We start from the raw sequence: 5,429 nt of genomic DNA on the forward strand, positions 1-5,429 counted from the left end.
AAAACAAAAACCCCCTGTATCTTTCGACACAGGGGGTATTTGCTGCTGTAAGAGCCTGACGATGTCCTACTTTCACACGGGAATCCGCACTATCATCGGCGCAGAGGCGTTTCACTGTCCTGTTCGGGATGGGAAGGAGTGGGACCACCTCGCTATGGTCATCAGGCATAACTTGTCGTCATCTTGACGGGGTCAAGACAACCAATTCATAGAGCTGATCAGCATATTGTATTTTGATTGCGTTCAACCCGGCATAAATCCTTGATCGTTTTCGATCAAAGTTATAGGGTCAAGCCGCACGAGCAATTAGTATCAGTTAGCTTAACGCATTACTGCGCTTCCACACCTGACCTATCAACGTCCTGGTCTTGAACGACTCTTTAGGGGGCTCAAGGCCCCGGCAGATCTCATCTTGGAACGAGTTTCCCGCTTAGATGCTTTCAGCGGTTATCTCTTCCACACATAGCTACCCTGCGATGCCACTGGCGTGACAACAGGTACACCAGAGGTGTGTCCACTCCGGTCCTCTCGTACTAGGAGCAGGCTTCCTCAAATCTGCAGCGCCCACGGAAGATAGGGACCAAACTGTCTCACGACGTTTTAAACCCAGCTCACGTACCTCTTTAAATGGCGAACAGCCATACCCTTGGGACCGGCTACAGCCCCAGGATGAGATGAGCCGACATCGAGGTGCCAAACACCGCCGTCGATATGAACTCTTGGGCGGTATCAGCCTGTTATCCCCAGAGTACCTTTTATCCGTTGAGCGATGGCCCTTCCATACAGAACCACCGGATCACTATGTCCTGCTTTCGCATCTGCTCGACTTGTCAGTCTCGCAGTTAAGCACGCTTATGCCATTGCACTATCGTCACGATGTCCGACCGTAACTAGCGTACCTTCGAACTCCTCCGTTACGCTTTGGGAGGAGACCGCCCCAGTCAAACTGCCTACCATGCACTGTCCCCGATCCAGATAATGGACCTAGGTTAGAACCTCAAACACACCAGGGTGGTATTTCAACGTTGGCTCCACCTGATCTAGCGACCAGGCTTCAAAGCCTCCCACCTATCCTACACAGATCTGTTCAAAGTCCAATACAAAGCTACAGTAAAGGTTCATGGGGTCTTTCCGTCTTTCCGCGGGGAGATTGCATCATCACAAACATTTCAACTTCGCTGAGTCTCGGGAGGAGACAGTGTGGCCATCGTTACGCCATTCGTGCAGGTCGGAACTTACCCGACAAGGAATTTCGCTACCTTAGGACCGTTATAGTTACGGCCGCCGTTTACTGGGACTTCAATCAAGAGCTTGCACCCCATCATTTAATCTTCCAGCACCGGGCAGGCGTCACACCCTATACGTCCACTTTCGTGTTTGCAGAGTGCTGTGTTTTTATTAAACAGTCGCAGCCACCGATTTTTTGCAACCGCTTTGGGCTCCAGACGCGAAGTCCTTCACCTACTTGCGGCACACCTTCTTCCGAAGTTACGGTGTCAATTTGCCGAGTTCCTTCTCCCGAGTTCTCTCAAGCGCCTGAGAATACTCATCTCGCGCACCAGTGTCGGTTTGCGGTACGGTCGTGTGTAGCTGAAGCTTAGTGGCTTTTCCTGGAAGCAGGGTATCACTCACTTCGGCAGCAAGCTGCCTCGTTATCACCCCTCATCTAAGCCCGGCGGATTTTCCTACCAGGCACGACTACAGGCTTGAACCAACATATCCAACAGTTGGCTGAGCTAACCTTCTCCGTCCCCACATCGCACTACACATCGGTACAGGAATATTGACCTGTTTCCCATCAGCTACGCATCTCTGCCTCGCCTTAGGGGCCGACTCACTCTACGCCGATGAACGTTGCGTAGAAAACCTTGCGCTTACGGCGAGCGGGCTTTTCACCCGCTTTAACGCTACTCATGTCAGCATTCGCACTTGTGATACCTCCAGCACCCTTTACAAGGCACCTTCACAGGCTTACACAACGCTCTCCTACCACTCACAGTAAACTGTGAATCCGCAGCTTCGGTAACTGGCTTAGCCCCGTTACATCTTCCGCGCAGGACGACTCGATCAGTGAGCTATTACGCTTTCTTTAAATGATGGCTGCTTCTAAGCCAACATCCTGACTGTTTTAGCCTTCCCACTTCGTTTCCCACTTAGCCAATTTTAGGGACCTTAGCTGGCGGTCTGGGTTGTTTCCCTCTTGAGTCCGGACGTTAGCACCCGGTGCTCTGTCTCCCAAGCTGTACTCTTCGGTATTCGGAGTTTGCATAGGTTTGGTAAGTCGCCATGACCCCCTAGCCTAAACAGTGCTCTACCCCCGAAGGTAATACTTGAGGCACTACCTAAATAGTTTTCGGAGAGAACCAGCTATTTCCAAGTTTGTTTAGCCTTTCACCCCTATCCACAGCTCATCCGCTAGTTTTGCAACACTAGTCGGTTCGGACCTCCAGTACCTGTTACGGCACCTTCATCCTGGCCATGGATAGATCACTTGGTTTCGGGTCTACACCCAGCGACTGGACGCCCTATTCGGACTCGATTTCTCTACGGCTTCCCTATTCGGTTAACCTTGCCACTGAATGTAAGTCGCTGACCCATTATACAAAAGGTACGCCGTCACCCCTAAGGGCTCCGACTTTTTGTAAGCATGCGGTTTCAGGATCTATTTCACTCCCCTCCCGGGGTTCTTTTCGCCTTTCCCTCACGGTACTAGTTCACTATCGGTCGATGATGAGTATTTAGCCTTGGAGGATGGTCCCCCCATGTTCAGACAGGATTACACGTGTCCCGCCCTACTTTTCGCTAGCTCAGTACCACACAGATCTTTTCGCATACGGGACTATCACCCACTATGGTCGGCCTTTCCAGACCGCTTTGCTAAGTTCTGTGCTATCACTAGCAGGCTTCTCCGATTTCGCTCGCCACTACTTTCGGAATCTCGGTTGATGTCTTTTCCTCGAGCTACTGAGATGTTTCAGTTCACCCGGTTCGCCTCGCACACCTATGTATTCAGTGTGCGATACCCATAAGGGTAGGTTTCCCCATTCGGAAATCCCCGGATCAAAGCTTATTTGCCAGCTCCCCGAGGCTTATCGCAGGCTATCACGTCCTTCGTCGCCTATCATCGCCAAGGCATCCACCACATGCTCTTAGTCACTTGACCCTATAACTTTGACCCCTCTCACGAGGATTCATCGTTCATCAAGGACTCGCGAGGTCTCTCACCTCGCGCGTTATGCCGTCTTCATTTCGCTTTCACGAATTGAAGTCTGGTTGACGCAATCAAAAATGTTGCCGGCGGCACGGTCCGTACTAAACCTTTACGAATGTACGGTTTCCGCCAGCAACGCTGATTCGACTCTATGAATTGTTAAAGAACAGCCGATTGATCCGGTCAATGCCGGGTCAACAACAAAACAGCCTCTCGCGAAGCCGCTTTGGTGTTGAATTCGATAAGTGATCTTGGTGGAGGATGACGGGATCGAACCGACGACCCCCTGCTTGCAAAGCAGGTGCTCTCCCAGCTGAGCTAATCCCCCAGGGTGTTAGTCTTCGGGAGGAAATTGGTGGGTCGGGTTGGATTCGAACCAACGACCCCCGCCTTATCAAGACGGTGCTCTAACCGACTGAGCTACAGACCCAAACCGGTCACCAACTCAGGTCTTGACCTGGCCGCTGGCGACATCCTTCCAACAACCGATAAGTGTGAGCGCTTGAATGGACTGCGATTGCAGTTTTCCAGAAAGGAGGTGATCCAGCCGCACCTTCCGATACGGCTACCTTGTTACGACTTCACCCCAGTCACGAACCCTGCCGTGGTAATCGCCCTCCTTGCGGTTAGGCTAACTACTTCTGGCAGAACCCGCTCCCATGGTGTGACGGGCGGTGTGTACAAGACCCGGGAACGTATTCACCGCGACATTCTGATCCGCGATTACTAGCGATTCCGACTTCACGCAGTCGAGTTGCAGACTGCGATCCGGACTACGACTGGTTTTATGGGATTAGCTCCCCCTCGCGGGTTGGCAACCCTCTGTACCAGCCATTGTATGACGTGTGTAGCCCCACCTATAAGGGCCATGAGGACTTGACGTCATCCCCACCTTCCTCCGGTTTGTCACCGGCAGTCTCATTAGAGTGCCCTTTCGTAGCAACTAATGACAAGGGTTGCGCTCGTTGCGGGACTTAACCCAACATCTCACGACACGAGCTGACGACAGCCATGCAGCACCTGTGTTACGGTTCTCTTTCGAGCACTCCTAAATCTCTTCAGGATTCCGTACATGTCAAAGGTGGGTAAGGTTTTTCGCGTTGCATCGAATTAAACCACATCATCCACCGCTTGTGCGGGTCCCCGTCAATTCCTTTGAGTTTCAACCTTGCGGCCGTACTCCCCAGGCGGTCAACTTCACGCGTTAGCTTCGTTACTGAGTCAGTGAAGACCCAACAACCAGTTGACATCGTTTAGGGCGTGGACTACCAGGGTATCTAATCCTGTTTGCTCCCCACGCTTTCGTGCATGAGCGTCAGTGCAGGCCCAGGGGATTGCCTTCGCCATCGGTGTTCCTCCGCATATCTACGCATTTCACTGCTACACGCGGAATTCCATCCCCCTCTGCCGCACTCCAGCGATGCAGTCACAAATGCAGTTCCCAGGTTGAGCCCGGGGATTTCACATCTGTCTTACATCACCGCCTGCGCACGCTTTACGCCCAGTAATTCCGATTAACGCTTGCACCCTACGTATTACCGCGGCTGCTGGCACGTAGTTAGCCGGTGCTTATTCTTACGGTACCGTCATGAGCCCCGGGTATTAACCAGAGCCTTTTCGTTCCGTACAAAAGCAGTTTACAACCCGAAGGCCTTCATCCTGCACGCGGAATGGCTGGATCAGGCTTGCGCCCATTGTCCAAAATTCCCCACTGCTGCCTCCCGTAGGAGTCTGGGCCGTGTCTCAGTCCCAGTGTGGCTGGTCGTCCTCTCAGACCAGCTACAGATCGTCGGCTTGGTAGGCCTTTACCCCACCAACTACCTAATCTGCCATCGGCCGCTCCAATCGCGCGAGGTCTTGCGATCCCCCGCTTTCATCCGTAGATCGTATGCGGTATTAGCGTAGCTTTCGCTACGTTATCCCCCACGACTGGGCACGTTCCGATGTATTACTCACCCGTTCGCCACTCGCCACCAGGTTGCCCCGTGCTGCCGTTCGACTTGCATGTGTAAAGCATTCCGCCAGCGTTCAATCTGAGCCAGGATCAAACTCTACAGTTCGATCTTGATTTGTTGCTCAATAGGAATCGAAGTGAACTTCACTTCTTTTCTTATGAGCGTTTGATAGTTCCGAAGAACTTGGCAATCGTCTTGCCACTCAAACGCCCACGCTTATCGGCTGTGTGTTGTTAACGAACACTTCGCAAAATCAAAGCAAC

2 tRNA genes and 3 rRNA genes are annotated in these 5,429 nt (G+C 52.3%); all 5 read right to left on the reverse strand.

The features are described from left to right. Positions 1 to 53: 53 nt before the first annotated feature. Positions 54 to 166 (reverse strand): 5S ribosomal RNA (gene rrf / locus ACT80S_RS19075). Between the two features lie 119 nt (positions 167 to 285). Beyond that, positions 286 to 3,163, reverse strand: a 23S ribosomal RNA gene (locus tag ACT80S_RS19080). Between the two features lie 300 nt (positions 3,164 to 3,463). Further along, positions 3,464 to 3,539 (reverse strand) — tRNA-Ala (locus tag ACT80S_RS19085). A 25-nt stretch (positions 3,540 to 3,564) separates the two neighbouring features. Beyond that, positions 3,565 to 3,641: transfer RNA gene (locus ACT80S_RS19090), tRNA-Ile, on the reverse strand. 101 nt (positions 3,642 to 3,742) lie between these two features. Next, a 16S ribosomal RNA gene (locus ACT80S_RS19095) occupies positions 3,743 to 5,271 on the reverse strand. The 16S, 23S and 5S rRNA genes sit together here with 2 tRNA genes alongside, the layout of an rRNA operon. Positions 5,272 to 5,429: the final 158 nt, after the last annotated feature.

It is taken from the genome of Ramlibacter sp. MAHUQ-53 (genome assembly GCF_052600055.1).